The organism is Klebsiella sp. BDA134-6, assembly GCF_015601345.1.
In the GTDB taxonomy this organism is placed as follows: Bacteria; Pseudomonadota; Gammaproteobacteria; order Enterobacterales; family Enterobacteriaceae; genus Klebsiella; species Klebsiella grimontii.
Genome location: NZ_CP064784.1, coordinates 173,562 through 198,482 on the forward strand (window position 1 = coordinate 173,562; position 24,921 = coordinate 198,482).

Below are 24,921 nucleotides of genomic sequence, written 5' to 3' on the forward strand. Positions count from 1 at the left end.
GCTCCTCGGGATTCGTTCTCTTGCCGCCTTGATGCAACTTGCATGATTTTGTGTATGACATATTGCTTTAACCTGAACGACGACGATTACGTGGTGGGCCGTTACGACGCGGGCCGTTGCCAGGACGCGGGCGCGTGAGGCGCAGCGGTCTGGGCAGTTCGGTCATGAGTGCGTCAGAATTGTATTTGCTGACTGGAATTGAATGGCCAATATAGGTTTCAATCGCCGGCAGGTTCAGCGCGTACTCTTCACAGGCCAGGCTGATGGAGTGACCGCTGGCGCCAGCGCGGCCGGTACGGCCAATACGGTGAACGTAGTCTTCGCAATCGTCCGGCAGGTCGTAGTTAAAGACGTGCGTAACGGCCGGAATATGCAGACCGCGGGCGGCAACGTCGGTTGCGACCAGAATGTCGATATCGCCGCGGGTAAATTCATCGAGAATGCGCAGGCGTTTTTTCTGCGCGACGTCGCCGGTCAACAGACCAACGCGATGGCCGTCCGCCGCCAGGTGACCCCAGATATCTTCACAACGATGCTTGGTGTTGGCGAAAATAATCGCGCGATCCGGCCACTCTTCTTCAAGCAAGGTCTGCAGGAGGCGCATTTTTTCTTCGTTGGAAGGATAGAACAGCTCTTCTTTAATACGGTGGCCCGTTTTCTGCTCAGGCTCAACTTCGACGTACTCGGCGTTGTTCATTTGTTCGAACGCCAGTTCACGGACGCGATAAGAAAGGGTGGCAGAGAACAGCATGTTCAGGCGCTGATTCGCCGGCGGCATACGGCGGAACAGCCAACGGATATCTTTAATAAAGCCGAGATCGTACATGCGATCGGCTTCGTCAAGTACGACAACCTGAATGGCGCCGAGGTTAATATGGTTCTGTTTGGCGTAGTCGATAAGGCGACCGGTGGTGCCGATCAAAATATCCACGCCGCTTTCCAGCACTTTCAGCTGCTTATCGTAGCCGTCGCCGCCGTAAGCAAGGCCCAGTTTCAGACCGGTAGCCTGCGCCAGCGGTTCGGCGTCAGCATGAATCTGTACCGCCAGTTCACGCGTCGGCGCCATGATCAGCGCGCGCGGCTGGTTGACCTGGCGGTCAGCGATCGCCGGGTGAGTGAGAAGATAATGAAACGTTGACGTCAGAAACGCCATCGTTTTACCGGTACCGGTTTGCGCCTGCCCGGCGACATCGCGACCTTCCAGCGTAAGCGGGAGGGCGAGTGCCTGGATGGGTGTGCAATTATGAAACCCTTTTTTTTCAAGGGCTTCAATCACTGCCGGTGCAGGGCGAAGTCGGAAAACTTCTGTTCTGTTAAATGTGTTTTGCTCATAGTGTGGTAGAATATCAGCTAACTATTGCATTAAGAAAGCGTATCCGGTGAAATAACGTCAACCTTTCGTTGGCTATGTATGAAATTATTCAAGGTGCGTCTGCGGCAACTGAACGAATCTTCGAAAGCTTAGACTACTAAGCGAGGCGAGGGTGACAAATCTGCGATAAGCCGGTTTGAACGCGGGTTGCTTTATCTTTTGTGGGGCAAAGTTCATGATGGACATTGTGACGCAGATCGATAAAAGGGGCATTCTGAAGAACAGCGTGCATAACGTAGCATCGACACGTCGTTGATGGCCGCGACACCAACACACCAGGCTTATTCCTGTGGAGTTAAATATGAGCGATAAAATTATTCACCTGACTGACGACAGTTTTGACACGGACGTACTCAAGGCTGACGGGCTAACCCTCGTCGATTTCTGGGCAGAGTGGTGTGGTCCGTGCAAAATGATCGCCCCGATTCTGGATGAGATCGCTGAAGAGTATCAGGGCAAACTGACCATTGCGAAACTGAACATCGATCAGAACCCGGGTACCGCGCCGAAATACGGCATTCGCGGCATTCCGACCCTGCTGCTGTTCAAAAATGGCGAAGTTGCAGCGACCAAAGTTGGCGCGCTGTCTAAAGGCCAGTTAAAAGAGTTCCTCGACGCCAACCTGGCGTAAGCGGCTTGCTCTGCCGGCGTCCAGCGTCCAATTTTTTGCGGATCTCTGGACGCCCGGCGAGAGTCGTGCTAAGTTAATCTCAGACTTCGTTTTAAACATACCTTTGTTTGAATCTTGTTTTACCCAAAGCGTCCCGCAAAAATGCGCGTGAGGCTTATAAGCCGGGCTTATCACTCATTCCGTTTAGTCGTTTCAGTTCTGCGTTCTTTCCTGTGACCAGGCAACGTACAGACACGAGATGAAGGCCGTTAACAGGCATGGATGTTCCTGCCATACCATTCACAACATTAAGTTCGAGAATCACCCCGAGTTTAAGAACCCACACCATTATGAATCTTACCGAATTAAAGAATACGCCGGTTTCTGAGCTGATTACTCTCGGCGAAAATATGGGGCTGGAAAACCTGGCCCGTATGCGTAAGCAGGATATTATTTTTGCCATCCTCAAGCAGCATTCGAAGAGTGGCGAGGATATCTTTGGCGATGGCGTACTGGAGATACTGCAGGATGGATTTGGTTTCCTCCGTTCAGCAGACAGCTCCTACCTCGCCGGTCCCGACGACATCTACGTATCCCCCAGCCAAATCCGCCGCTTCAACCTCCGCACTGGTGACACCATTTCCGGTAAGATTCGTCCTCCTAAAGAGGGTGAGCGTTACTTTGCGTTGTTGAAAGTTAACGAAGTTAACTACGATAAGCCGGAAAACGCGCGTAACAAGATTCTGTTCGAGAACTTAACCCCGCTGCACGCAAATTCACGTCTGCGTATGGAACGTGGTAACGGCTCGACGGAAGACTTAACCGCCCGCGTACTGGATCTGGCATCGCCGATCGGTCGCGGCCAGCGTGGTCTGATTGTCGCGCCGCCGAAGGCCGGTAAAACCATGCTGCTGCAGAACATCGCGCAGAGCATTGCTTACAACCATCCTGATTGCGTACTGATGGTACTGCTGATCGACGAACGTCCGGAAGAAGTGACCGAGATGCAGCGTCTGGTTAAAGGTGAAGTTGTCGCTTCGACCTTTGACGAGCCGGCATCCCGCCACGTTCAGGTTGCCGAGATGGTTATCGAGAAGGCGAAGCGTCTGGTTGAGCATAAGAAAGACGTTATCATCCTGCTCGACTCCATTACCCGTCTGGCGCGTGCCTACAACACCGTGGTCCCGGCCTCCGGTAAAGTGTTGACCGGTGGTGTGGACGCCAACGCCCTGCATCGTCCGAAGCGTTTCTTCGGCGCCGCGCGTAACGTGGAAGAGGGCGGTAGCCTGACCATCATCGCTACGGCGCTGATCGATACCGGTTCTAAAATGGACGAAGTTATCTACGAAGAGTTTAAAGGCACCGGTAACATGGAGCTTCATCTCTCTCGTAAGATCGCAGAAAAACGCGTCTTCCCGGCTATCGACTACAACCGTTCCGGTACCCGTAAAGAAGAGCTGCTCACCACTCAGGAAGAGCTGCAGAAGATGTGGATCCTGCGTAAAATCATTCACCCGATGGGTGAAATCGACGCGATGGAATTCCTCATCAATAAACTGGCGATGACCAAAACTAACGATGACTTCTTCGATATGATGAAGCGCTCGTAAGTTAAAAATGCCAGAAAACGCCACGCTATTGCGTGGCGTTTTGTTTTCCGGGTTTGTATGATCCAGCAAGGGAAAACAAAATGGGTGTTAACGTATGATGTGTGCAGGATGATGGCAGGCAGAGACAGCTTTAACAGTCTAAAATTTCTACAATAAATTTGTAATGTTCTGCTTTGCCCCTTCTGGAGTTGAGGCATCATCGTTATACTTCCCGGATTAACTATGCTGAGAGCACATGCGTTGTGAATTTACTCACTGCTATTACTGAATTAATCAGTATTTTCTTATTCACTACCCTGTTTATATTTATCGCTCGCAAGGCGGCAAAAAGAGTTGGGCTGGTGGATAAACCTAACTATCGCAAACGGCATCAGGGTTTGATTCCGTTAGTTGGTGGTATTTCAGTTTTCGCAGGTATTTGTTTTACGTTTGCCATCGCCGACTATTACATTCCCCACGCAAGGTTATACCTGGGGTGTGCCGGGGTGCTTGTGCTGGTCGGCGCGCTGGACGACCGCTTTGATATCAGCGTAAAAATTCGCGCGGTTATTCAGGCCGCTATCGCCGTCATTATGATGATGGTGGGAAATCTTCATCTTAGTAGCCTCGGTTTTATATTCGGCTCATGGGAGCTGGTGCTCGGCCCCTTTGGCTTCTTCCTCACGCTGTTCGCCGTTTGGGCGGCGATCAATGCTTTCAATATGGTAGATGGTATTGATGGGCTGCTTGGCGGCCTGTCCTCCGTCTCTTTCGCGGCAACGGGCATCATCCTGTGGTTTGATGGCCAGTACAGCCTGGCGATGTGGTGTTTTGCGATGATTGCCGCCATTTTGCCCTATATTTTACTTAACCTCGGTGCGCTTGGCCGTCGCTATAAGGTCTTTATGGGTGATGCCGGCAGCACCATGATTGGCTTCACTATCATCTGGATCCTGCTGGAGACCACGCAGGGAAAGACGCATCCTATTAGCCCGGTCACGGCGCTGTGGATTATTGCTATCCCATTGATGGATATGGTGGCGATTATGTACCGTCGCTTGCGTAAAGGGATGAGTCCATTCTCCCCGGACCGTCAGCATATTCATCACTTAATCATGCGCGCCGGGTTTACTTCCCGCCAGGCGTTTGTCCTGATCACTCTGGCCGCCGCGCTGCTGGCTCTGGTTGGCGTGGTGGCGGAATACACCCGCATTGTGCCGGAATGGGTGATGTTAATACTCTTTTTGGTAGCCTTCTTTCTTTATGGCTACTGCATTAAACGCGCCTGGAAAGTGGCGCGCATGGTTAAACGTATTAGACGCAGAATTCGGCGACACAGCGGCAATAATCCAAATTAACCAAATCAATCTGGGGACGTGATGACTCAACCATTACCGGGAGCACAAACAGTGAACGTTGAGAATGAGCTGGATATTCGCGGGCTGTTTCGCGCCTTATGGGCAGGAAAAAGCTGGATAGCAGGTATCGCAGTGCTCTTTGCACTGGTTGTTCTGGTTTATACCTTTTTTGCTCGCCAGGAGTGGAGCGCGACGGCGATTACCGATCGGCCAACGGTAAACATGCTGGGGGGATACTATTCGCAACAGCAGTTTTTACGCAATCTCGATATCAAGGCCAATCTCGTCTCGGTCGATCAGCCTTCGGTAATGGATGAAGCTTATAAAGAGTTCATCATGCAGCAGGCGTCATGGGATACCCGCCGCGACTTCTGGCTGCAAACGGACTACTACAAGCAGCGCCAGTCGGGTAACGCTCGCGCCGATGCCGCTCTGCTGGATGACCTGATTAACGATATCCAGTTTATGCCCGGCGATGCGCTAAAAAGCATCAACGATAGCGTGAAGCTGACGGCAGAAACCGCGCCGGATGCCAATAATCTGCTGCGCCAGTATGTGGCTTTCGCCAGCCAGCGTGCGGCAGGGCATCTGAATGACGAGCTTAAAGGCGCCTGGGCCGCGCGTACCATCCAGATGAAAGCGCAGGTGAAGCGTCAGGAAGAGGTGGCGCGAGAGATTTTCAATCGTCGCATGCATAGCGTGGAACAGGCGCTGAAAGTCGCCCAGCAGCACAATATCTCCCGCAGCGAAACCGATATTCCACCAGACCAGTTGCCGGATTCAGAGCTGTTTTTACTGGGACGGCCGATGCTACAGGCCCGACTGGAAAACCTGCAGGCGGTGGGGCCGGAGTACGATCTTGATTATGACCAAAGCCGCGCCATGCTAACGACATTAAACGTTGGGCCGACCCTGGATCCGCGTTTTCAGACTTACAGGTATTTGCGAACGCCTGAAGAACCGGTAAAACGCGATAGCCCGCGCCGCGTGTTTCTGATGGTGATGTGGGGGATTGTGGGCGCGCTCATCGGCGCAGGCGTTGCGTTATCGCGTCGCCGTGTCCAGTGAATGCGGCCCGTGGTGAAGGACATTCAGCCTTTATCACCTAATCGAAGAGAATCGATGTGAAAGTACTAACGGTATTTGGCACGAGACCAGAAGCTATCAAAATGGCGCCTCTGGTTCATGCGCTGGCAAAGGATCCTCATTTTGAGGCGAAAGTTTGCGTGACCGCGCAGCATCGGGAGATGCTCGATCAGGTGTTGAAACTTTTTTCTATTGTTCCGGAATACGACCTTAACATTATGCAGCCGGGCCAGGGGTTGACGGAGATTACCTGCCGTATCCTTGAGGGTTTAAAGCCGGTGCTGGAGTCGTTTAAGCCGGACGTGGTGCTGGTGCATGGCGATACCACCACGACGATGGCGGCAAGCCTGGCCGCTTTTTATCAGCGCATTCCGGTAGGGCACGTGGAAGCCGGGCTGCGTACGGGCGATCTGAGCTCGCCGTGGCCGGAAGAGGGGAATCGTACGTTGACCGGGCATCTGGCAACGTACCACTTTGCGCCGACGGAAACCTCGCGGCAGAACCTGCTGCGGGAAAACATCGCCGACAATCGGATCGCGGTAACCGGCAATACGGTTATTGACGCGCTGTTCTGGGTGCGCGACCGGGTGTTGAGCGATGAAGTCCTGCGCAACGAGCTGACTCAGCGCTATCCCTTCCTCGCCAACGGCAAAAAGATGATTCTGGTCACCGGGCACCGTCGGGAAAGCTTTGGCCGTGGTTTTGAGCAAATCTGCCATGCGCTGGCGGAGATCGCCGCTAACAACCCGGACGTACAAATTGTCTATCCGGTTCATCTGAACCCGAACGTCAGCGAGCCGGTTAAGCGTATTCTCGGCCACGTTGAGAACGTCATGCTTATTGAGCCGCAGGATTATCTACCGTTCGTCTGGCTGATGAATCGCGCATGGTTGATCCTGACCGATTCCGGCGGTATCCAGGAAGAAGCGCCATCGCTCGGTAAGCCGGTGCTGGTGATGCGTGACATGACCGAGCGTCCGGAAGCGGTTAGCGCGGGCACCGTGTGCCTGGTGGGAACCGATAGCCAACGCATCGTCAATGAAGTCACGCGCTTGCTGCAAGATGAGTCCGCGTATCAGGCCATGAGCCGGGCGCATAACCCGTACGGCGATGGACAAGCGTGTCATCGTATTTTGTCTGCACTTAAAAATAATCAGGTAACGCTATGAATTTTTCTACCATTTCAGTGATTGGCCTTGGATATATTGGCCTGCCAACCGCTGCCGCGTTCGCCTCCCGGCAAAAGCGGGTGGTCGGCGTTGATATTAATCAACACGCCGTGGAGACCATTAACCGTGGAGAAATTCATATCGTGGAGCCGGATCTGGCGAGCGTCGTCAAAACGGCGGTCGAACAGGGCTACCTGAGCGCCACTACCGCGCCGGTAGAAGCCGACGCCTATCTTATTGCGGTGCCGACGCCGTTTAAAGATCTGCACGAACCGGATATGGTTTTCGTCGAATCGGCGGCTAAATCTATCGCGCCGACGCTGAAGAAAGGCTCGCTGGTTATCCTTGAGTCCACATCGCCGGTGGGGGCAACCGAGCAGATGGCTGGCTGGCTGGCGGAAATGCGCCCCGATCTGAGTTTCCCACAGCAGGCTGGCGAAGCGGCTGACGTCAATATTGCCTACTGTCCGGAGCGCGTTTTGCCGGGGCAGGTGATGGTTGAGCTGATTAAAAACGATCGCGTGATTGGCGGCATGTCGCCGGTGTGCTCGGCCCGCGCTAGCGAGCTGTATAAAATCTTCCTTGAAGGCGAATGCGTGGTGACCAACTCGCGCACTGCCGAGATGTGTAAGCTGACTGAAAACAGCTTCCGTGACGTTAATATCGCTTTTGCCAATGAACTTTCGCTAATTTGCGCCGATCAGGGGATTAACGTCTGGGAGCTGATTCGCCTGGCGAATCGTCATCCGCGCGTCAATATTCTTCAGCCGGGCCCGGGCGTTGGCGGCCACTGTATCGCGGTCGACCCGTGGTTTATCGTGGCGCAGAACCCGCAGCAAGCTCGACTTATCCGGACCGCGCGTGAAGTCAACGACCACAAACCAGAATGGGTAATCGACCAGGTGAAAGCGCGAGTCGCCGACTGTCTCGCGGTGAGCAACAAACGCGCCAGCGAGCTAAAAATCGCCTGTTTTGGCCTCGCGTTTAAGCCGAATATTGATGACCTGCGCGAAAGCCCGGCAATGGCTATTGCCGCGCAAATCGCCCGCTGGCACGGCGGCGAAACCCTGGTCGTTGAGCCAAATATTCATCAGCTGCCGAAAAAGCTCGACGGACTGTGCGCTCTGGCGACGCTTGACGAAGCGCTGGCGAGCGCCGATGTGCTGGTGATGCTGGTCGATCATAAAGAATTTAAAGCGATGAGCGGTGACAGCGTGAGCCAGCAGTTTATCGTCGATACCAAAGGGGTGTGGCGGTGAGAAAGCGTCTGGTCAAAGACGAAGGTGCCCGGAGTTTCGCGCGCTTTCATCACGATCAAAACTTAACAGACCTGTTTTATGCCCGCCCGCGCCAGTATTGAACCCCTTGAATGGGAAAACCGCTTCTTCGGCGTCAATAGCGCCATCGTACGTTTTGGCGACGATGCGCCGCCGCTGACGGCGCAAGCGCTGGCCGGATGGTCGCGGGTGCAGGCGAAAGTCGCGGCGGATGATATTGCGCGTCTGGACGCGCTGCAGGCATTGGGCTTCCGGCTGGTGGAGGGCGAGGTCGATCTCGCGCTTTCGCCTGCGGCTTCAGATGATAGCGGTGCCGAGCTGGCGACCGAGGTGGATATTCCCCGGCTGCGAGAACTGGCGGCGTTGGCCTTTGCGCAGAGCCGTTTTCGCGCGCCCTGGTACGCAGCCGATGCCAGCGCCCGCTTCTATGCCCAGTGGATTGAAAATGCGGTGCGTGGGACTTTCGATCATCAGTGTCTGGTGTTTCGCGCCCCTGATGGTGATATTCGCGCGTTTGTCTCCCTGCGCCAGCTCAGCGAGCGCGAGGCGAGAATTGGCCTGCTGGCCGGACGCGGCGCAGGAGCGGAATTAATGCAAGCAGCCCAGCGCTGGGCCGCGCTGCGTGGGCTGACGACACTGCGGGTGGTGACCCAGATGGGTAACACCGCCGCGCTTAAACGTTACATTCTTAGCGGTGCGAATATCGAAAGCACCGCGTACTGGTTATACAGGTGACATGATGATTCCATTTAACGCGCCGCCGGTGGTGGGAACCGAACTTGATTATATGCAGTCCGCGATGGGCAGTGGCAAGCTGTGCGGCGATGGCGGTTTTACCCGCCGCTGCCAGCAGTGGATGGAGCAGCGTTTCGGCACCGTGAAAGCGCTGCTGACGCCGTCCTGCACCGCTTCGCTGGAGATGGCGGCGCTGCTGCTGGATATCCAGCCGGGCGATGAAGTGATTATGCCGAGCTACACCTTCGTCTCCACCGCCAACGCCTTTGTGCTGCGCGGCGCGAAAATCGTCTTCGTTGATATTCGTCGCGATACCATGAATATCGATGAGACGCTGATTGAAGCGGCCATTACCGAGAAAACCCGCGCGATTGTGCCGGTTCACTACGCCGGCGTGGCCTGCGAGATGGACACTATTATGGCTATCGCCAGCAAGCATAATCTGTTTGTGGTGGAGGATGCCGCGCAGGGCGTGATGTCGACTTATAAAGGCCGGGCGCTCGGTACTATCGGCCATATTGGCTGCTTCAGCTTTCATGAAACCAAAAACTATACCGCGGGTGGTGAAGGTGGCGCGACGCTGATTAACGATCGCAAGCTGGTCGAGCGCGCGGAGATTATTCGTGAAAAAGGCACCAACCGCAGCCAGTTTTTTCGTGGTCTGGTGGATAAATATACCTGGCGCGATATCGGCTCCAGCTATCTGATGTCCGATTTACAGGCCGCCTATCTGTGGGCGCAGCTGGAAGCGGCGGAGCGGATTAACCAGCAGCGCCTGGCGCTGTGGCAGAACTACTATGATGCCCTGCTGCCGCTGGCGCGGGCTGGACGTATCGATCTGCCGATCGTTCCTGCCGACTGCGGGCAAAATGCGCACATGTTCTATATCAAGCTGCGCGATATTGACGATCGCAGCAAGCTGATCGCCTGGCTGAAAGAGGCGGAAATTCTGGCGGTGTTCCACTATATCCCGCTGCACAGCTGCCCGGCCGGGGAAACCTTCGGCGAGTTCCACGGGACGGATCGCTACACCACTCAGGAGAGCGAACGCCTGCTGCGTCTGCCTTTATTCTACAACCTGTCGAACGTCAACCAGCGCACGGTAATTAACTCGCTGCTGAGCTATTTCTCCTGATATGTCGCTGGCAAAAGCGTCTCTGTGGACCGCGGCGTCCACGCTGGTCAAAATCGGCGCCGGTCTGCTGGTGGTTAAGCTGCTGGCCGTGTCGTTCGGCCCGGCAGGGGTGGGGCAGGCGGGTAACTTCCGCCAACTGGTGACCGTACTTGGCGTACTGGCGGGGGCCGGGATATTTAACGGCGTCACTAAGCTGGTAGCCCAGCATCATGACGATCGCCGGCAGTTGTACAACGTCGTTGGCACCTCTTCGGCGATGGTACTGGGTTTCTCTACACTGTTGGCGCTGATCTTCCTGCTGGCGGCCGCGCCAATCAGCCAGGGGCTGTTCGGCCATCAGCATTACCAGAACCTGGTGCGGCTGGTGGCCCTGGTACAGATGGGGATCGCCTGGGCGAATTTCTTGTTAGCGCTGATGAAAGGTTTTCGCGATGCGGCGGGTAATGCGCTGTCGCTTATCGCCGGGAGCCTGATTGGCGTGGCGGCGTACTATGCCTGCTACCGTTTCGGCGGCTATCAGGGCGCATTGTTGGGGCTGGCGCTGGTGCCCGCGCTGGTGGTGGTGCCGGCGGCCTTCGTACTGTGGCGACGCGGCAATATTCCGCTGAGCGCGCTGTGCCCGCGCTGGGACAACGGCCTGGCGGGGCAGCTATCGAAATTTACCCTGATGGCGCTGATTACCTCGGTGACGCTGCCGGTTGCCTATGTGATGATGCGTAACCTGCTGGCGGCCCACTATGGCTGGGACGCGGTGGGGATCTGGCAAGGGGTGAGCAGCATCTCCGACGCCTATCTACAGTTTATTACCGCGTCATTTAGCGTTTATCTGTTACCGACATTGTCCCGGCTAACGGCGAAAGCGGATATCACCCGCGAGATTAGCAAATCGTTAAAATTTGTTCTCCCGGCGGTGGCGGCAGCAAGCTTAACGGTGTGGCTGCTGCGTGATTTCGCTATCTGGCTACTTTTTTCCGACCGTTTTACGGCGATGCGCGATCTGTTTGCCTGGCAGCTGGTGGGCGATGTGTTAAAGGTCGGGGCTTATGTTTATGGCTATCTGGTGATCGCCAAAGCCTCGCTGCGTTTTTATATTCTGACGGAAATCAGCCAGTTCACGCTGTTGACCGCATTCTCGCACTGGCTTATCCCGGCGCATGGCGCAATCGGCGCGGCGCAGGCGTATATGGCTACCTATATTGTTTATTTCGCTCTCTGTAGCGGCGTGTTTTTACTTTGGCGTAAACGGGCATGACAGCACTGATACATGTACTGGGATCGGATATCCCGCACCACAACCAGACCGTGCTGCGGTTCTTTAATGATGAGCTGGCCGTCGATGACGAGCAGGCGCGTATATTTATGGTCGTCGGTGAGGAGACAGGGATCCGCGCAGCCTATCCCGCGCTCTCCATCAGCTGTTATCCGGGGAAAAAGTCGCTGGCGCAGGCGGTTATCGCGCTGGCAAAAGCGAACCGGCAGCAGCGCTTTTTCTTTCACGGCCAGTTCAATACCGGCCTGTGGCTGGCGCTGCTCAGCGGCGGGATCCGCCCGGCGCAGTTTAACTGGCATATCTGGGGGGCGGACCTGTATGAGAACTCCGCCAGCCTGAAGTTTCGTCTGTTCTATCCCCTGCGGCGCATGGCGCAGGGCCGGGTAGGGCGCGTGTTTGCTACCCGCGGCGATCTGAGCTGGTTCGCCGCCCGCCATTCGGGCGTGCCGGGTGAGCTGCTCTACTTCCCGACCCGTATGGATCCGGCGCTGAATTCGCTCGCCGATAGCGCCCCGCGCGGTGACACGCTGACTATTCTGGTGGGGAATTCCGGCGATCGTAGCAATGAGCACATCGCCGCGCTGCGTGCGATTCATCAGCAGTTCGGCGATACGGTCAATGTCGTCGTGCCGATGGGCTATCCGGCCAACAATAGTGACTATATCGATGAAGTTCGCGCGGCCGGCGCGGCGCTGTTCAGCCCGCAGCATCTTCAGGTACTGGGCGATAAGCTGGCGTTTGATGACTATCTGGCCCTGCTGCGTCGTTGCGATCTTGGCTACTTCCTGTTTGCCCGTCAGCAGGGTATCGGCACGCTGTGCCTGCTGATTCAGGCGGGCATCCCTTGCGTGCTGAATCGGGATAATCCCTTCTGGCAGGATATGTCGGAGCAGCATATTCCGGTACTCTTTACCCGCGATGCGCTGGACGTGAGCGTTGTGCGTGAAGCACAGCGCCAGCTGGCCGGTGTGGATAAAAATCAGATCGCCTTCTTCCGTCCGAATTATCTGACGGGCTGGCGACGCGCGTTGCGGATTGCCGCGGGGGGGGATGCATGACATTAATGCAATTTAGCGGGCTGCTGCTGGTCTGGCTGCTGTCGACGCTCTTTATCGCCACCGCCACGTACTTTGAATTTCGTCGCGTACGCTTCAACTTCAACGTCTTTTTCTCGCTGTTGTTTCTGCTGACCTTTTTCTTTGGCTTCCCGCTGACCAGTATTCTGGTGTTCCGCTTTGACGTCGCGGTCGCCCCGCCGGAAATTCTGCTGCAAACTCTGTTGGTTTCCGTCTGTTTTTATGCGGTTTACTACGCCACCTACAAAACGCGGCTACGCTCGGCGGCGCACGGCCATCCGCATCGTCCGCTGTTTACGATGAATCGCGTGGAGACCCATCTGACCTGGGGCATTTTACTCGGGCTGGCGCTGCTTTGCGTCGGCATCTTCTTTGCGCATAACGGATTCCTGTTATTCAAACTCAACTCCTATAGCCAGATATTCTCCAGCGAAGTCTCCGGCGTGGCGCTAAAGCGTTTCTTCTACTTTTTCATCCCGGCAATGCTGGTGGTCTATTTTCTGCGTCAGGATTATAAAGCGTGGATATTCTTCCTCGTTAGCACCGTCGCCTTTGGCCTGCTGACCTACGCCATCGTTGGCGGCACTCGGGCGAACATTATCATCGCTTTTGCCATTTTCCTGTTTATCGGCATCATTCGCGGCTGGATCAGCCTGTGGATGCTGGCGGCGGCGGGCGTGCTGGGTATCGTCGGTATGTTCTGGCTGGCCCTCAAGCGCTATGGCATGAACGTCAGCGGCGATGAGGCGTTTTATACTTTCCTCTATCTGACCCGCGATACTTTCTCGCCGTGGGAAAACCTGGCCCTGCTGCTGCAAAACTACGACAAGATCGAGTTCCAGGGGCTGGCGCCCATCATCCGGGATTTTTACGTCTTTATCCCCAGCTGGTTGTGGCACGGTCGTCCGACAATGGTGCTCAATACCGCGAACTATTTCACCTGGGACGTGCTGAATAACCATTCTGGCCTGGCGATTTCGCCGACCCTGATTGGCTCGCTGGTGGTGATGGGCGGCGTCTGGTTCGTCCCGCTGGGCGCGGTGGCGGTCGGGCTGATCATTAAATGGTTTGACTGGCTGTACGAGCTTGGCAACCGGGAGACGAACCGCTATAAAGCGGCGATCCTGCACAGTTTCTGTTTTGGCGCTATCTTCAACATGATCGTGCTGGCGCGTGAAGGGCTGGATTCATTCGGTTCCCGCGTGGTTTTTTTCCTCGTCATCTTTGGGATCTGCCTGCTGGCGGCAAAACTGCTGTACTGGTTCCTGGATAGCGTGGGGCTGATTCATAAGCGGGCTAAACCGCTGACGCAACCTCAAGTCTGATAAGGGTGTACATGACTGAGACCACATCCGCGCCGTTGTATCTGCTGAGAGGGCTACAACTCATTGGTTGGCGCGATATGCAACACGCTCTGGATTATCTGTACGCCGACGGCGAGATCCGTACGGGGACGCTGGTGGCGATTAATGCAGAGAAGATGCTGGCGGTAGAAGACAGCCCCGAGGTTCGGGTGCTGATTGAAGCCGCAGAATTCAAATATGCTGACGGCATCAGCGTAGTACGCTCACTACGTAAAAAATACCCTCAGTCGCAGGTGTCGCGCGTCGCCGGCGCTGATTTATGGGAAGCTCTAATGGCGCGCGCAGGCGCTCAGGGAACGCCGGTATTTCTGATCGGCGGTAAGCCCGAGGTGCTGGCGCAAACGGAGCAGCAGCTTCGCCAGCGCTGGAACGTGAATATCGTTGGAAGCCAGGATGGCTATTTTGCCGCTGACCAGCGTCAGGCACTCTTTGAGCGAATCCGCGATAGCGGGGCGAAGATCGTCACGGTGGCGATGGGTTCGCCGCGTCAGGAGATCCTGATGCGCGACTGTCGGGACGTTTATCCGCAGGCGCTGTATATGGGCGTGGGCGGCACCTACGATGTCTTTACCGGCCACGTGCAGCGGGCGCCGAAGTTCTGGCAGGATCTGGGTCTGGAGTGGTTCTATCGCCTGGTTTCGCAGCCGAGCCGAATAAAAAGGCAGGCGCGCCTGCTGCGTTATTTACGCTGGTATTACACCGATAAGCTGTGACATTCCACTGCAAGCGGGCGGGTTTACCTGGGTATTCTGTGTAATGTATTCACTCGTCTGATACTTTATTTGCCATTTCCCTCAAATTCATTAACCATTCGCATGCTTAAAACGCGACGGTCAGTTGACCGTCGCGCAGGCAGGGCTATTCCATTTTATTCATTCATAAAAATAACCGGTATAGACACATCCTGGTTGGGATGCGCTTAAACCCGGAGCAGGGCAAACACAAGAGGTTATATGACTGAGAAAAAAGCGGAACTTCAGCGGGGACTGGAGGCGCGACACATTGAGCTAATCGCTCTTGGCGGCACGATTGGCGTGGGGTTATTTATGGGCGCGGCAAGTACGCTTAAGTGGGCCGGACCTTCGGTTCTGCTGGCGTATATTATCGCCGGGCTCTTTGTCTTCTTTATCATGCGTTCGATGGGCGAAATGTTGTTCCTCGAACCGGTAACCGGCTCGTTCGCCGTTTATGCCCACCGCTATATGAGCCCGTTTTTCGGCTATCTCACCGCATGGTCTTACTGGTTTATGTGGATGGCGGTCGGGATATCGGAAATTACGGCTATTGGGGTCTATGTCCAGTTCTGGTTCCCGGATATGGTCCAGTGGATACCGGCGCTGATTGCGGTCGGGCTGGTGGCGCTGGCGAACCTGGCGGCGGTACGGCTCTACGGTGAAATTGAATTCTGGTTCGCTATGATTAAGGTCACCACCATTATTGTGATGATTGTGGTGGGGCTGGGCGTTATTTTCTTTGGTTTTGGCAACGGCGGGCACGCTATTGGCTTTGGCAATCTCACCGAGCACGGTGGCTTCTTCGCCGGCGGCTGGAAGGGCTTCCTGACGGCGCTGTGTATCGTGGTCGCTTCCTACCAGGGCGTCGAGCTTATCGGCATTACCGCCGGTGAAGCGAAGAATCCGCAGGTCACGCTGCGCAGCGCGGTAGGAAAAGTGCTGTGGCGAATCCTGATTTTCTACGTGGGGGCGATTTTCGTTATCGTCACTATTTTCCCGTGGGATCAGATTGGCTCCAACGGCAGTCCGTTCGTGCTGACCTTTGCCAAAATCGGCATCACCGCGGCGGCAGGTATTATTAACTTTGTGGTGCTCACGGCGGCGCTTTCCGGCTGTAACAGCGGAATGTACAGCTGCGGACGCATGCTCTACGCGCTGGCAAGGAATCGCCAGCTGCCCGCGGCCATCGCCAAAGTCTCGCGCAACGGCGTACCCTCGGCGGGCGTGGCGCTGTCGATCCTGATTCTGCTGGTCGGTTCGTGCCTGAACTACATTATCCCTAATCCACAGCGGGTTTTCGTCTACGTCTACAGCGCCAGCGTGCTGCCGGGGATGGTACCGTGGTTTGTGATTCTGATTAGCCAGCTGCGTTTTCGTCTTGTGCATAAAGAAGCCATGGCCAGCCATCCGTTTCGCTCGCTGCTGTTCCCGTGGGCAAACTATTTGACTATGGCGTTCCTGGTTTGCGTACTGATAGGGATGGGATTTAACGACGATACGCGTATGTCGCTCTTTGTCGGAATGATTTTCCTTGCCGCCGTGACGCTTATTTATAAGGTATTTGGCCTTGGTCGACGCGGGAATGTTGATAATGTGGCGCAATAAGCAACAAAACGCACAAAGCATGAGCAAACGATAATTTTCTTTAAAAAGGCACTAGACAGCGGGGTAGGAAGTCCGTATTATCCGACCCCGCAACGGCGCTAAGCGCCCGTAGCTCAGCTGGATAGAGCGCTGCCCTCCGGAGGCAGAGGTCTCAGGTTCGAATCCTGTCGGGCGCACCATTTACCCGGTGCTGGAGCTGCGGTGGTTTCAATACCGCGTAAAAGATTTGCAGTGGTGGCTATAGCTCAGTTGGTAGAGCCCTGGATTGTGATTCCAGTTGTCGTGGGTTCGAATCCCATTAGCCACCCCATTATTTAGAAAGTTGTGATATTGCGAAGGTGGCGGAATTGGTAGACGCGCTAGCTTCAGGTGTTAGTGTTCTTACGGACGTGGGGGTTCAAGTCCCCCCCCTCGCACCACGACTTTATAAAGAATTGAACTAAAAATTCAAAAAAGCAGTACATCGGCGAGTAGCGCAGCTTGGTAGCGCAACTGGTTTGGGACCAGTGGGTCGGAGGTTCGAATCCTCTCTCGCCGACCAATTTTGAACCCCGCTTCGGCGGGGTTTTTTGTTTTTTGATTTTGCAAAAAAAATCTTATCTTCCTGATATCGAAAACAATATTCCGCTAATCACATTACAATTTATTCTCCAGAATAGTCCCAATTCCCTGTTCGGGTAGATGCATTTTCTACAGATCCTGTGCGATAATAACCGGGTAGATGCTCATTCCATCTCTTATGTTCGCCTTAGCGCCTCATAAACTCAGGAATGATGCAGAGCCGTTTTACGGTGCTTATCGTCCACTGACAGATGTCGCATTTTATATGCTAAATCATTCATGATGTGTCGAGACGGCCAGCACGGGAATCCCCAGGCGCTTACAAAGGTAAGTGACTTAGGGAGAGTGTGCAGCCAACGAAGAGACAGCGTGAAGGATGAAGCATATAGCCTCATCAAACACCATGGACACTACGTTGAGTGAAGCACCCAATTTGTTGTCAAACAGACCTGTTTTAACGCCTGCCCTGGTTTCAGAGCAGGCGTTTTTTTCTTTTCAGGGCTCGGAAAGCGTTCAGGCGGGAAGGGAAGATATTCTCGCCCCCGGCGGAGGCGAGAATCGCATTATTGCTGCGGGTTGTTTTGCAGGGTTAACAGCAGGCCGTCGCGACGCATCGTCGCCGCTTCTTCCGGCTGATGCAGGCGGTCGAGGGTATCGGCCAGCCACGCGTAATCAAACGCATCCGGGCGCTGCTTGAGCGCAGCGCGGAACGCAATGCTGGCTTCCTGCCACTCGCCGTGGCGCATGAGCGATTGTCCCAGCGTACTCCACAGCAGCGGGCGGTCGCCGACCGTTTTAATCTGCTGACGTAGCACTTTTTCCAGCTGTTCCGGATTATTGGTTTTCAGCCGCGGGATCGGCATGACCAGACGGTCGTCGTAGTGCTTTTTCAGACCATCAATAATAATCTGCTGTGCGGTATCATGGTCGTCGCTTTCGATAAGGCGATTCGCCATTGCCACCTGTAGCGCCACCTGGCTGCGGGTTTTACGGTTCTGGTTTTTCCACCATTCGCGCAAACCTTCGCTGCCGCCGTCGGCCAGGGTTTTATCCATCAGACCAATCCACGCCAGCTGTTCCAGTTCGGCGCGGTGCTCTTCATCGCTGACGTTGGCTTTCGCCATTGACGGAATGATATCCAGCAGCGAATTCCAGGCTCCGGTACGAATGTAGGCCTGCTCGGCTAGGCGCAGAACCTCCGGATGACGTGGCGTGATCTCCAGCAGCTTGTCGATACCGTGGCGGGCGGCGTGGTTTTCATTACGCGCCAACTGCAGGCGTACGCGGGTAATTTCGACAGGAATCAGGTCATCGCCGGCGAGCTCAGTTGCGCGCTCCAGATGCTGGTTGGCGCGGGCTTCATCCCCTCGCTGCTGCGCGGCTTCCGCCGCCAGCAGGTAGTTCACAACCGGCTGCTCAGCGTGATCGGCATTTTTCGCCATCAGCTTCTCAACCTGCTGATAGTCGCCTTCCGCCAGCTTCAGCAGCGCCTGCTCAGTTTGCTTACGGGCGCGACGACGTTTGCGGCCCACGAACCAGCCGCGGGTATGGGCGCCGGTGCGGAAAATGCGCCGCAGCAGCCACTCAATGGCAAACAGCACCACCATGGTGAGGATCATGATGATCGCTAGCCCGGTGACGCTGGTTTCAATGTTGTAGTTATCGGTCTGGATCAGGACGTAGCCCTGATGACCGGCGATCATCGGGCCAACAACGATTCCGGCAAGCAGCAGCGCGAAGAGTAAGAGAATTTTCAACATGCGTTACTCTCCTTGTGGCGCAGGCGTTGGCGCGTGGGCAGCAGGTGCCGGCGCGGGAGCCGGGACGCTGGTCTGGGTTTCAGCCGGCTGCGCCATCAGATTACGTACCCGCGTTTGCATCAGTTTCTCAAGCAGCGCCTGGCTCTGCAGGCTCTCTGGTACGTTCATGGTGATGCTTTGCTGGCTGAGCTTATCCACATCCTCAAGGAAGGCTTTAGTGGTGGCGTCTTCAGTATCGTAGTAGGCGCGAACCCAGGTTGAGACGTTATCCAGCGCCTGTTTGTAGGTTTCTTCTTGATGGCGCGGAACGGCCTGCGCCGCGACCAGCAGACGCGAGCGAATGTTTTCGCGCAGGTAGACGTCCTGGTTTGGCGCCAGCAGCGGTACGGCGGTCTCATCGCGGCGGCGAACAGTAATAAAGCTATCCATAAAGTTCTGCCAGCTTTTTTGCAGGTTTACCCGCCACTCGCTAATGGAGCTGGATAGCTCATCGCTATCGGAATCCATCGGGGTGTCATCGTCGTTATTGTCCGCCAGGCGTAAATTATCGATCTGGTTGGCGAGCTGGTTAACCTTCAGAATGATGCCGTCATAGTCCACCTGACTTACGGCGGAGAGCGAGGCGATATCGTCGGTGATGGCGCGACGGGCGCTAATCAGGCTTGGATCGTTCATGTCGGCGAGGCTGGCGTCGGCGCTTTTCAGCAGCGCGGCGGCGGTCGTCACATCCTGATCGCCCCACAGCTTACGTCCGGCCAGTTTCACGAGGAAATCAGCCTGCGCGAGCAGCCAGGTTTTTGCGTCGCTGCCGGAAATGACCGCGACCTTTTCCTGCACTTCTTCCAGCTTCTTCGCCAGAGCATCCTGCTGACGCTGTGCTTGCGTCAGCTGCTCGGTCTGCTGCTTAATGATGCTTTCAAGCTCGCTTTTTTGATTTTCCTGCGCTTTTTGCAGCGCGGCGATCTGGCTGGATAGCCCGGCGCTGGCTTCGCTCTGGCGGGTCGCCTGGGTCTTCGTCAGGCCATAAAGACCTATGCCAGCGGCGAGGGCGATAGCGATAGCTATGGCGCTCAGAGCGAGGCTGGTTTTACTGCCGCCGTTTTTCTTTTCTACGTTATTTTCTGGCTGTGGCGTTGTGTCCACGGCCTCCCTGGTCTCTTCAACCACGGCGGATTGATTCTGTTGTTCCGTCATTATGGCTTCCAATGTTGAGAGTTATTGTAATGCGCGTAGCAGCGCATCGTTGTCGGCGCTATCGGCAACCTGGATATCCTGCCAGCCCAATTCCCTGGCCTGTTCGGCCAGACGTTCACTGACAACTAAAATGCGACAGCTCAGGAGCCAACGTTCGCGATACCACTGTGGTATTAGCGCCCAGAGCTGCTGCAGCATCTCGCCGCTGGTAATGACCAGCGTTGAAACCCCGCGGGACTGCCAGCGCATTGCTTCTTCTGCGCCATCATAGTGCCTCGCACTACGTTGATAACATTCACAAAAAGTGACATCGGCACCGCGTTCGCGAAGCGTGTCGCCGAGTAATTCTCGCCCGCCGTTGCCGCGCAGGATGAGCGCTTTTTTCCCCGCAATGTTTTGTAATTCAGGTAATTGTAGCAAGACTTCGCTGATTTCCCGATCTAACGGGTAGCGAACTTGTCGATTGCTGACTTTATGCAGGGCCAGCGCGGTGGTGCGGCCAATGGCAAAATAGTCGGGCGCCGTGGGCCAGCGCAGCCCCTGCTGCTGGAGGCGAGCGTGGGCAAACTCAACGGCATGCTGTGATAGCGCGAAGAGTAAATCGCCCGCCGCCAGGCTTGCCAACTGGCCGCTCAGCTCAGGGAGCTGTCGACCCGGGGTAAACTCGATGAGCGGAAAGCTCCAGGCCACGCGTCCCAGCGCGCGCAGGCGGCTGACTAACTCTTCGCCTTGCGGCAGCGGACGGGTAACCAGAATGCTCATCGTGGCGCTTCTCCTGCGTAAACGACGGCGAGAATGTCGCGCGCGCCGTTATCCAGAAGTTCTTCGGCAAGGGAGACACCCAGCGTTTCGGCATCTTCCGGACGACCGCGCCGCTCGCCGCGTACCGTGTGCGAGCCATCCGGTGCGCCAACCAGCGCGCGCAGCCATAGCTCACCGTCGATCAGTTCGGCATAGCTGCCGATTGGCACCTGGCAACCGCCTTCAAGCCGGGTGTTCATCGCCCGTTCAGCGCGTACGCGTATGGCCGTTTCCGTATGGTTCAGTGGGGCCAGCAGCGCTTTGGTCCATTCGTCGTCAAGGCGACATTCAATGCCGACCGCGCCCTGGCCGACGGCGGGCAGAGATTGCTCCGGCGTCAGCGGTTGACGAATACGTGCCTCAAGGTTCAGGCGCTTAAGCCCCGCGGCGGCAAGAATGATCGCGTCGTACTCGCCGCTATCGAGCTTGCTTAAACGAGTGCCAACGTTGCCGCGCAGGGAGCGGATGGTGAGATCCGGCCGCGCTGCGGCCAGCTGACACTGGCGACGTAAACTTGATGTGCCAACGACGCTGCCGTGCGGCAGTTCATCAATGGAAGCGTAGTGGTTCGAGACAAACGCATCGCGCGGATCTTCTCGTTCACAAATGGTCATCAGCCCTAGTCCAGCGGGAAATTCCACCGGCACGTCTTTCATGGAATGGACGGCAATATCGGCGCGGCCTTCCAGCATGGCCAGCTCTAACTCTTTCACAAAGAGACCCTTGCCGCCCACTTTTGCAAGGGGCGTATCAAGGATCACGTCGCCGCGGGTGACCATCGGCACCAGTTCAACAGAAAGCCCCGGATGACAGTCTTCCAGACGCTCTTTCACATAATGTGCCTGCCATAGCGCAAGCGGGCTTTGCCGTGTGGCAATTCTCAAAACTTTGTCTAACATGCTTGTTACCGTCATAGTCGACCACTAACCATCCTAACATTGTTGTCTTAGGGATGTTAGTTTTGTGGGGGTAAGGGTCGCGGCCATCATTTTAGCCTTTCATGCGTTTGCGGGTTGCCGCAAACGTAGTGAAGAATTTACACGTAGTAAAGGGTGCTACACTTGTATGTAGCGCATCTTTCTTTACGGTCAATCCGCAAGGTGTTAGATTGATCACGTTTTAAACCATTTGTCAGTCAGCAGCTCATCACAACCACACCGACGACGAATGGTGACGGTTTTTGTTGAAATACTGAAACTCTCCGTACTATTGTACGTCGGGTTTTTGAACATCAGGCGATATGTCTTGTACCTCTATATTGAGACACTGAAACAGAGACTGGATGCCATCAACCAATTGCGCGTGGATCGCGCCCTTGCTGCCATGGGACCCGCTTTCCAGCAGGTTTACAGTCTACTGCCGACATTACTACATTATCATCACCCGCTGATGCCGGGTTACCTTGACGGTAACGTTCCCCGTGGCATTTGCCTCTACACGCCTGATGAAACCCAACGCCACTACCTTGACGAGCTTGAACTCAATCGTGGAATGCTGACCCAGGAACCGCCGAAAGGCGAGCTGCCCATCACTGGCCTTTACTCCATGGGCAGTACTTCTTCCGTTGGGCAAAGCTGTTCTTCCGACCTTGATATCTGGGTTTGCCATCAGTCGTGGCTGGATAGCGAAGAGCGCCAGCTGCTGCAGCGAAAATGCAGCCTGCTGGAAAGCTGGGCTGCGTCGCTGGGTGTTGAAGTGAGCTTCTTCCTGATCGACGAAAACCGCTTCCGCCATAACGAAAGCGGCAGCCTGGGCGGTGAAGACTGCGGTTCGACCCAGCATATCCTGCTACTGGATGAGTTTTACCGCACCGCGGTGCGCCTTGCCGGGAAGCGTATTCTGTGGAATATGGTGCCGTGCGAGGAAGAAGAGCATTACGATGATTACGTGATGAGCCTCTACGCGCAGGGCGTGCTGACGCCGAACGAATGGCTGGATCTCGGCGGTCTGAGCTCCCTCTCGGCGGAAGAGTACTTCGGCGCCAGCCTGTGGCAGCTGTATAAAAGCATCGACTCGCCCTATAAAGCGGTGCTGAAGACGCTGCTGCTGGAAGCGTACTCCTGGGAGTACCCCAACAACCGTCTGCTGGCGAAAGATATCAAGCAGCGCTTGCATGACGGTGAAATCGTATCGTTTGGCCTCGACCCTTACTGCATGATGCTGGAGCGCGTCACGCTCTATCTGCAGGCTATCGAGGATGAAACGCGCCTCGATCTGGTGCGTCGATGTTTCTATTTAAAAGTGTGCGAGAAGCTGAGCCGCGAGCGTGCCTGCGTCGGCTGGCGCCGTGAAGTCGTCAGCCACCTGGTTAAAGAGTGGGGCTGGGATGAAAAGCGTCTGATGATGCTCGATAACCGGGCCAACTGGAAGATTGACGAAGTCCGTAAAGCGCATAACGAGCTGCTTGATGCGATGATGCAGAGCTATCGCAACCTGATTCGCTTTGCGCGTCGCAACAACCTGAGCGTTTCCGCCAGTCCGCAGGATATTGGCGTGCTGACGCGTAAGCTGTACGCCGCCTTTGAAGCGCTGCCGGGGAAAGTGACCCTGGTTAACCCGCAAATTTCGCCGGATCTGTCTGAGCCGAATCTGACCTTTATCCATGTGCCGCCCGGCCGTGCCAACCGTACCGGCTGGTATGTCTATAACCGCGCGCCGGATATGGAGTCGATCATCAGCCACCAGCCGCTGGAATATAACCGTTATCTTAATAAGCTGGTGGCCTGGGCCTGGTTTAACGGCCTGCTGACGTCACGCACTCGCCTGTTTATTAAGGGCAACGGCATTGTCGATCTGGCTAAACTGCAGGAGATGGTGGCCGATGTGGCGCACCACTTCCCGTTGCGCCTGCCGTCCCCGACTCCGAAAGCGCTGTATAGCCCGTGCGAAATTCGCCACCTGGCGATTATCGTCAATCTCGAATATGATCCGACGGCGGCCTTCCGCAATCAGGTGGTGCATTTTGACTTCCGTAAGCTCGATGTTTTTAGCTTCGGCGAAGAGCAAAAATGCCTGATTGGCAGCATCGATCTGCTGTACCGCAACTCGTGGAACGAGGTGCGAACGCTGCATTTTAACGGCGAGCAGGCGATGATCGAAGCGCTGAAAACCATTCTCGGCAAGATGCATCAGGACGCCGCGCCGCCGGATAGCGTGGAGGTCTTCTGCTATAGCCAGCATTTGCGCGGCCTGATCCGCACTCGCGTGCAGCAGCTGGTTTCTGAATGCGTTGAGCTACGCCTCTCCAGCACCCGTCAGGATACCGGCCGCTTTAAAGCGCTGCGCGTATCCGGGCAGACCTGGGGGTTGTTTTTCGAGCGCCTTAACGTCTCGGTACAGAAGCTGGAAAACGCCATCGAATTCTACGGCGCGATTTCGCATAACAAACTGCACGGCCTGTCGGTGCAGGTGGAGACCAACCACGTCAGGCTGCCGCAGGTGGTGGATGGTTTTGCCAGCGAAGGGATCATTCAGTTCTTCTTTGAAGATGCGGATAACGATAACGGATTTAACATCTATATTCTTGATGAGAGCAACCGCGCTGAGGTGTATCACCACTGTGAGGGCAGCAAAGAGGAGCTGGTGCGCGACGTCAGCCGCTTCTACTCTTCATCGCATGACCGCTTTACCTACGGCTCCAGCTTTATCAACTTTAACCTGCCGCAGTTTTATCAAATCGTCGACGTCGACGGTCGCGAACAGGTGATCCCGTTCCGCAGCCAGGTGATTGCCGCCGCTACCGCTTCAGCCGGTCAGGATGCCGCAACGTCGCCAATGCTGCAGCACTACTCCTGAGAAAGGGTAGCGTGCGGCATAGGGTTATGTAGCCCGGATAAGGCGCCAGCCGCAATCCGGGGAACTCGAATCACGTGCGCTTAGCGAAAACTCACCGCTTCACCGGCCTGCGCGGTCGCCGCCTGTTCCAGCAGATCCCAGAACGTTTCGCCGCTGCGGTCGCATACCCACTCGTCGCCTTTCAAGTCGAAATGGTAGCCGCCTTGTTTTGTCGCCAGCCATACCTGGTGCAGCGGCTCCTGGCGGTTGATAATAATTTTGCTGCCGTTTTCAAAGCTGATAGTCAGCACGCCGCCGTTGATTTCACAGTCGATATCGCTGTCGCCATCCCAGTCGTCGAGACGCTCTTCGATGGTCATCCACAGGGTATCGGCCAGGCGATGGAATTCACTGTCGTTCATGGTTCTTTCCCGCTTTTTTGATCGTGGCG

The 24,921-nt window shown here is 55.6% G+C and carries 19 protein-coding genes, 4 tRNA genes and 1 pseudogene; 18 read left to right on the forward strand and 6 right to left on the reverse strand.

What is annotated here, in order from left to right:
• Nucleotides 1-67: 67 nt before the first annotated feature.
• Nucleotides 68-1,332 (reverse strand): annotated as a pseudogene (rhlB, locus tag IYV58_RS00795) (ATP-dependent RNA helicase RhlB).
• 341 nt (nt 1,333-1,673) lie between these two features.
• On the opposite strand from rhlB, the gene trxA reads away from it, so the two are divergent.
• The 17 genes from trxA (at nt 1,674) to IYV58_RS00880 (ending at nt 16,921) form a co-directional block, all read left to right on the forward strand.
• Nucleotides 1,674-2,003: a thioredoxin TrxA gene (gene trxA, locus IYV58_RS00800; RefSeq protein WP_004097507.1), complete on the forward strand. Its 330-nt coding sequence runs from the start codon at nt 1,674-1,676 to the stop codon at nt 2,001-2,003.
• Between the two features lie 329 nt (nt 2,004-2,332).
• Nucleotides 2,333-3,592: a transcription termination factor Rho gene (rho, locus tag IYV58_RS00805; RefSeq protein ID WP_002883293.1), complete on the forward strand. Its 1,260-nt coding sequence runs from the start codon at nt 2,333-2,335 to the stop codon at nt 3,590-3,592.
• Nucleotides 3,593-3,834: 242 nt separating this feature from the next.
• Complete coding sequence (gene wecA, locus IYV58_RS00810) at nt 3,835-4,929, forward strand: UDP-N-acetylglucosamine--undecaprenyl-phosphate N-acetylglucosaminephosphotransferase (RefSeq protein ID WP_004127391.1); 1,095 nt, start codon at nt 3,835-3,837, stop codon at nt 4,927-4,929.
• Nucleotides 4,930-4,950: 21 nt separating this feature from the next.
• Nucleotides 4,951-5,997, forward strand: a complete 1,047-nt coding sequence (gene wzzE, locus IYV58_RS00815; RefSeq protein ID WP_032741993.1) for an ECA polysaccharide chain length modulation protein — start codon at nt 4,951-4,953, stop codon at nt 5,995-5,997.
• 56 nt (nt 5,998-6,053) lie between these two features.
• Complete coding sequence (gene wecB, locus IYV58_RS00820) at nt 6,054-7,184, forward strand: non-hydrolyzing UDP-N-acetylglucosamine 2-epimerase (RefSeq protein ID WP_004127395.1); 1,131 nt, start codon at nt 6,054-6,056, stop codon at nt 7,182-7,184.
• Nucleotides 7,181-8,443, forward strand: coding sequence for a UDP-N-acetyl-D-mannosamine dehydrogenase (gene wecC / locus IYV58_RS00825; protein ID WP_004127406.1), 1,263 nt, complete (start codon nt 7,181-7,183; stop codon nt 8,441-8,443). Before wecB ends, wecC begins: the two co-directional genes overlap by 4 nt.
• A 78-nt stretch (nt 8,444-8,521) precedes the next feature.
• The gene (rffC, locus tag IYV58_RS00830) at nt 8,522-9,196 is read left to right on the forward strand and encodes a dTDP-4-amino-4,6-dideoxy-D-galactose acyltransferase (protein WP_195729370.1); all 675 of its coding nucleotides are present in this window, start codon (nt 8,522-8,524) and stop codon (nt 9,194-9,196) included.
• A gap of 4 nt (nt 9,197-9,200) precedes the next feature.
• Nucleotides 9,201-10,331, forward strand: a complete 1,131-nt coding sequence (rffA, locus tag IYV58_RS00835; RefSeq protein WP_049115424.1) for a dTDP-4-amino-4,6-dideoxygalactose transaminase — start codon at nt 9,201-9,203, stop codon at nt 10,329-10,331.
• Nucleotide 10,332: 1 nt separating this feature from the next.
• Complete coding sequence (gene wzxE / locus IYV58_RS00840) at nt 10,333-11,583, forward strand: lipid III flippase WzxE (protein WP_004127414.1); 1,251 nt, start codon at nt 10,333-10,335, stop codon at nt 11,581-11,583.
• On the forward strand, nt 11,580-12,659 hold the full coding sequence (locus IYV58_RS00845; protein ID WP_049115421.1) for a TDP-N-acetylfucosamine:lipid II N-acetylfucosaminyltransferase: 1,080 nt from the start codon (nt 11,580-11,582) through the stop codon (nt 12,657-12,659). Before wzxE ends, IYV58_RS00845 begins: the two co-directional genes overlap by 4 nt.
• A complete protein-coding gene (gene wzyE, locus IYV58_RS00850; RefSeq protein WP_004127421.1) occupies nt 12,656-14,002 on the forward strand; it encodes an ECA oligosaccharide polymerase in 1,347 nt (448 codons plus the stop codon). Before IYV58_RS00845 ends, wzyE begins: the two co-directional genes overlap by 4 nt.
• An 11-nt stretch (nt 14,003-14,013) precedes the next feature.
• Entirely contained in the window at nt 14,014-14,754 is a 741-nt protein-coding gene (gene wecG, locus IYV58_RS00855) for a lipopolysaccharide N-acetylmannosaminouronosyltransferase (protein ID WP_195729371.1), read from the forward strand.
• Nucleotides 14,755-14,994: 240 nt separating this feature from the next.
• Complete coding sequence (gene thrP / locus IYV58_RS00860) at nt 14,995-16,380, forward strand: bifunctional threonine/serine APC transporter ThrP (RefSeq protein ID WP_004127426.1); 1,386 nt, start codon at nt 14,995-14,997, stop codon at nt 16,378-16,380.
• A gap of 102 nt (nt 16,381-16,482) precedes the next feature.
• A tRNA-Arg gene (locus IYV58_RS00865) sits at nt 16,483-16,559 on the forward strand.
• A 55-nt stretch (nt 16,560-16,614) separates the two neighbouring features.
• Nucleotides 16,615-16,690, forward strand: a tRNA-His gene (locus tag IYV58_RS00870).
• A gap of 22 nt (nt 16,691-16,712) precedes the next feature.
• A tRNA-Leu gene (locus IYV58_RS00875) sits at nt 16,713-16,799 on the forward strand.
• 45 nt (nt 16,800-16,844) lie between these two features.
• Nucleotides 16,845-16,921 (forward strand) — tRNA-Pro (locus IYV58_RS00880).
• A gap of 583 nt (nt 16,922-17,504) precedes the next feature.
• Here the strand turns inward: IYV58_RS00880 and hemY are convergent.
• The 4 genes from hemY to hemC are packed head-to-tail and all read right to left on the reverse strand — an operon-like array spanning nt 17,505 to nt 21,595.
• Nucleotides 17,505-18,701 (reverse strand): protoheme IX biogenesis protein HemY, encoded by a 1,197-nt coding sequence (hemY, locus tag IYV58_RS00885; protein ID WP_004127430.1) that lies wholly within the window; start codon nt 18,699-18,701, stop codon nt 17,505-17,507.
• A gap of 3 nt (nt 18,702-18,704) precedes the next feature.
• Nucleotides 18,705-19,895 (reverse strand): uroporphyrinogen-III C-methyltransferase, encoded by a 1,191-nt coding sequence (hemX, locus tag IYV58_RS00890; RefSeq protein WP_049114610.1) that lies wholly within the window; start codon nt 19,893-19,895, stop codon nt 18,705-18,707.
• 21 nt (nt 19,896-19,916) lie between these two features.
• Entirely contained in the window at nt 19,917-20,657 is a 741-nt protein-coding gene (gene hemD / locus IYV58_RS00895; protein WP_112167221.1) for a uroporphyrinogen-III synthase, read from the reverse strand.
• Nucleotides 20,654-21,595 (reverse strand): hydroxymethylbilane synthase, encoded by a 942-nt coding sequence (hemC, locus tag IYV58_RS00900; RefSeq protein ID WP_142445065.1) that lies wholly within the window; start codon nt 21,593-21,595, stop codon nt 20,654-20,656. The genes hemD and hemC overlap by 4 nt, the downstream gene beginning before the upstream one ends.
• 346 nt (nt 21,596-21,941) lie before the next feature.
• Between hemC and cyaA the strand changes: the two genes are divergently transcribed.
• Complete coding sequence (gene cyaA, locus IYV58_RS00905; RefSeq protein WP_032741996.1) at nt 21,942-24,491, forward strand: class I adenylate cyclase; 2,550 nt, start codon at nt 21,942-21,944, stop codon at nt 24,489-24,491.
• Between the two features lie 80 nt (nt 24,492-24,571).
• Here cyaA and cyaY read toward each other — a convergent pair whose 3' ends face one another.
• Nucleotides 24,572-24,892, reverse strand: a complete 321-nt coding sequence (gene cyaY / locus IYV58_RS00910; protein WP_004097546.1) for an iron donor protein CyaY — start codon at nt 24,890-24,892, stop codon at nt 24,572-24,574.
• Between the last annotated feature and the right edge of the window lie 29 nt (nt 24,893-24,921).

Bases quoted from the DNA above. Each gene is read 5' to 3' on its own strand.
- wzzE (WP_032741993.1), top strand. From the start codon at position 4,951: ATGACTCAACCATTACCGGGAGCACAAACAGTGAACGTTGAGAATGAG.
- hemY (WP_004127430.1), bottom strand. From the start codon at position 18,701: ATGTTGAAAATTCTCTTACTCTTCGCGCTGCTGCTTGCCGGAATCGTT.
- wecG (WP_195729371.1), top strand. From the start codon at position 14,014: ATGACTGAGACCACATCCGCGCCGTTGTATCTGCTGAGAGGGCTACAA.
- hemC (WP_142445065.1), bottom strand. From the start codon at position 21,595: ATGTTAGACAAAGTTTTGAGAATTGCCACACGGCAAAGCCCGCTTGCG.
- rffC (WP_195729370.1), top strand. From the start codon at position 8,522: ATGCCCGCCCGCGCCAGTATTGAACCCCTTGAATGGGAAAACCGCTTC.
- wzxE (WP_004127414.1), top strand. From the start codon at position 10,333: ATGTCGCTGGCAAAAGCGTCTCTGTGGACCGCGGCGTCCACGCTGGTC.
- cyaY (WP_004097546.1), bottom strand. From the start codon at position 24,892: ATGAACGACAGTGAATTCCATCGCCTGGCCGATACCCTGTGGATGACC.
- trxA (WP_004097507.1), top strand. From the start codon at position 1,674: ATGAGCGATAAAATTATTCACCTGACTGACGACAGTTTTGACACGGAC.
- wzyE (WP_004127421.1), top strand. From the start codon at position 12,656: ATGACATTAATGCAATTTAGCGGGCTGCTGCTGGTCTGGCTGCTGTCG.
- rho (WP_002883293.1), top strand. From the start codon at position 2,333: ATGAATCTTACCGAATTAAAGAATACGCCGGTTTCTGAGCTGATTACT.
- thrP (WP_004127426.1), top strand. From the start codon at position 14,995: ATGACTGAGAAAAAAGCGGAACTTCAGCGGGGACTGGAGGCGCGACAC.
- rffA (WP_049115424.1), top strand. From the start codon at position 9,201: ATGATTCCATTTAACGCGCCGCCGGTGGTGGGAACCGAACTTGATTAT.
- wecC (WP_004127406.1), top strand. From the start codon at position 7,181: ATGAATTTTTCTACCATTTCAGTGATTGGCCTTGGATATATTGGCCTG.
- IYV58_RS00845 (WP_049115421.1), top strand. From the start codon at position 11,580: ATGACAGCACTGATACATGTACTGGGATCGGATATCCCGCACCACAAC.
- hemD (WP_112167221.1), bottom strand. From the start codon at position 20,657: ATGAGCATTCTGGTTACCCGTCCGCTGCCGCAAGGCGAAGAGTTAGTC.
- hemX (WP_049114610.1), bottom strand. From the start codon at position 19,895: ATGACGGAACAACAGAATCAATCCGCCGTGGTTGAAGAGACCAGGGAG.